The sequence below is a fragment of the Streptomyces sp. NPDC054841 genome (genome assembly GCF_053611045.1).
On sequence record NZ_JBSGZO010000851.1, the window covers coordinates 1 to 1,807 of the forward strand.

Sequence of the window (1,807 nt, forward strand, 5' to 3'; positions counted from 1 at the left end):
AATACGCCCAGTATGAGGACGACCCTCCGCCTTGCGATGCACCGCATCTGACGCCGCGCGCTGATCCACCGGGGATTACGGGACAGCCCTTAGCCTGCGCCGCAGGCGGGGTATGCGAGGGTCCATCTGACCTGCTTCTTTCGTCGAGCGCAGCTTAGCCGCTTTGGGCATGATCAGTGGGCCAGCAGAACCCGCTTCCGCAGCAACTCGAAGCCGGCGCGGCCGAACATCTGGCGCTGGAGCATCTTGATCCGGTTGACATGGCCCTCAACGACAACGGAGTTCCACGGCTGTGAGAGGCCGGCGATGACGGCGTCGAGGTCGCGTTCCAAGTGCCGGGCGAATCGCTGGAGGCTGGGCAGGTCGGCGGCGTTGCGGCTTCGATCCATGCCGGCAGTTGGTGGCCGTGTAGCTGGGTGAGCATGTGGGCGAAGGAGCGCAAGTGGCCGGCGAGTGCGTCCAGTTCAGGGAAGTTGGCCAGTGCGGCCTTGAGCTGGAGCCGGTCGCTTTCGGCCAGGGCGTCGGGGTGTGTGAGGATCCAGCGGGTGACGGCGCGGGCCGATGGCGGCCGGGGGCCGACCGGCTGGGGCTTGCCACGTAGGTTCCGGCTGACGTAGGTGCGGACATTCTCGCGTACAGAGTCCCGCGGGAATCCCGCGCGACATGACCAGTGGCCGTTCACTATCGTCGCCCCGGGAAGGACGTGGGCATGGCACTGGTGAAGAAGGGGTCGCGGCACATCACCGTCGACGGCACCACCTACCGATGGAGGCTGCGCGGAAGGCCGACCTACGACCAGGGACTGGTCTGCTCTCCCCTCACCTACGTGGTCGAACACGCCGAGACTCCCGGCACCACACTGGTGATCACCACCAACCAGCCGCACCCAGGCAACTGGCTCGGCGCACAGGCCAACCCCGTCCTGCCCTCCGGCGTCGCCGACAGCATCCGCACTGCTCGCGCCAACGAATGGACACCCGAACGGCCCGGTTCTCCATTCCATCTCGACCAGTCGGAGGGCTTCGTCCCCTCCCACTGACCTGGCCCACCTCGAAGGACTCACCGACCGTGTGATCGGTGAGTCCTTCTGCAACGGGACCGATTCCACGGAGCGCTACCCGTTCATGGCGACAATCCCGGAGTCGGCCCCGAAGCATGGGCTGTACGACGGTTCCTGCGGGGCGTCGCTGATCGATCCGCAGTGGGTGCTGACGGCGGCCCACTGCGTGCAGGGCGACGGCCTTGAGCTGGACGGCATCGTCCGGATCGGCAGCGAGAAACGGAAGTCCGGGGGAACCGTCCGGGCCATCGAGCGGACCGTCATCCACCCCGGCTATGTGAACGGTGACGGGAAGGCCGCCAACGAGGACGACATTGCGCTGGTCCGCCTCGACCGCCCGGTCACCGAGAAGCCCGTCCGGATCGCGAAGCGGGCCGGGCAGCCTGGCACCCCGACCCGGATCCTGGGATTCGGCACCACCGTCGACACCGATCTGAAGTTCGCGGAGCGGCTGCAGGAACTCAACACGCGCACGGGTGCCGACACCGAGTGCGCCCCCGGCTACGCGGACCGGACCCGGTTGTGCACGATCAGCCGCGTGCCCGAGGCCATGGCGTGCCGCGGGGACTCCGGCGGGCCGCAACTCCAGAAGGACAGGCACGGGCGGTGGGAGCTCATCGGAGCCACCTCGGGCCCCGGCGCCCCGGGGGTCGCGTGCTCGGCCGGGCCGGGCCTCTACACCAACGTGCCCGCCTACGCGGACTGGATCCAAAAGACCATCAGGCGCAACGCCTGACCCCTGACAGC

The 1,807-nt window shown here is 68.1% G+C and carries 3 protein-coding genes; 2 read left to right on the forward strand and 1 reads right to left on the reverse strand.

Going from position 1 to position 1,807, the window contains the following annotated elements:
* Positions 1 to 173 precede the first annotated feature (173 nt).
* Positions 174 to 389, reverse strand: coding sequence for a hypothetical protein (locus ACWGI8_RS43885; RefSeq protein ID WP_453669167.1), 216 nt, complete (start codon positions 387 to 389; stop codon positions 174 to 176).
* A gap of 320 nt (positions 390 to 709) precedes the next feature.
* On the opposite strand from ACWGI8_RS43885, the gene ACWGI8_RS43890 reads away from it, so the two are divergent.
* Complete coding sequence (locus ACWGI8_RS43890) at positions 710 to 1,039, forward strand: hypothetical protein (RefSeq protein ID WP_453669169.1); 330 nt, start codon at positions 710 to 712, stop codon at positions 1,037 to 1,039.
* A 1-nt stretch (position 1,040) separates the two neighbouring features.
* Positions 1,041 to 1,796 (forward strand): S1 family peptidase, encoded by a 756-nt coding sequence (locus ACWGI8_RS43895; protein ID WP_453669171.1) that lies wholly within the window; start codon positions 1,041 to 1,043, stop codon positions 1,794 to 1,796.
* The last annotated feature ends 11 nt before the right edge of the window (positions 1,797 to 1,807 follow it).

Bases quoted from the DNA above. Each gene is read 5' to 3' on its own strand.
- ACWGI8_RS43885 (WP_453669167.1), bottom strand. From the start codon at position 389: ATGGATCGAAGCCGCAACGCCGCCGACCTGCCCAGCCTCCAGCGATTC.
- ACWGI8_RS43890 (WP_453669169.1), top strand. From the start codon at position 710: ATGGCACTGGTGAAGAAGGGGTCGCGGCACATCACCGTCGACGGCACC.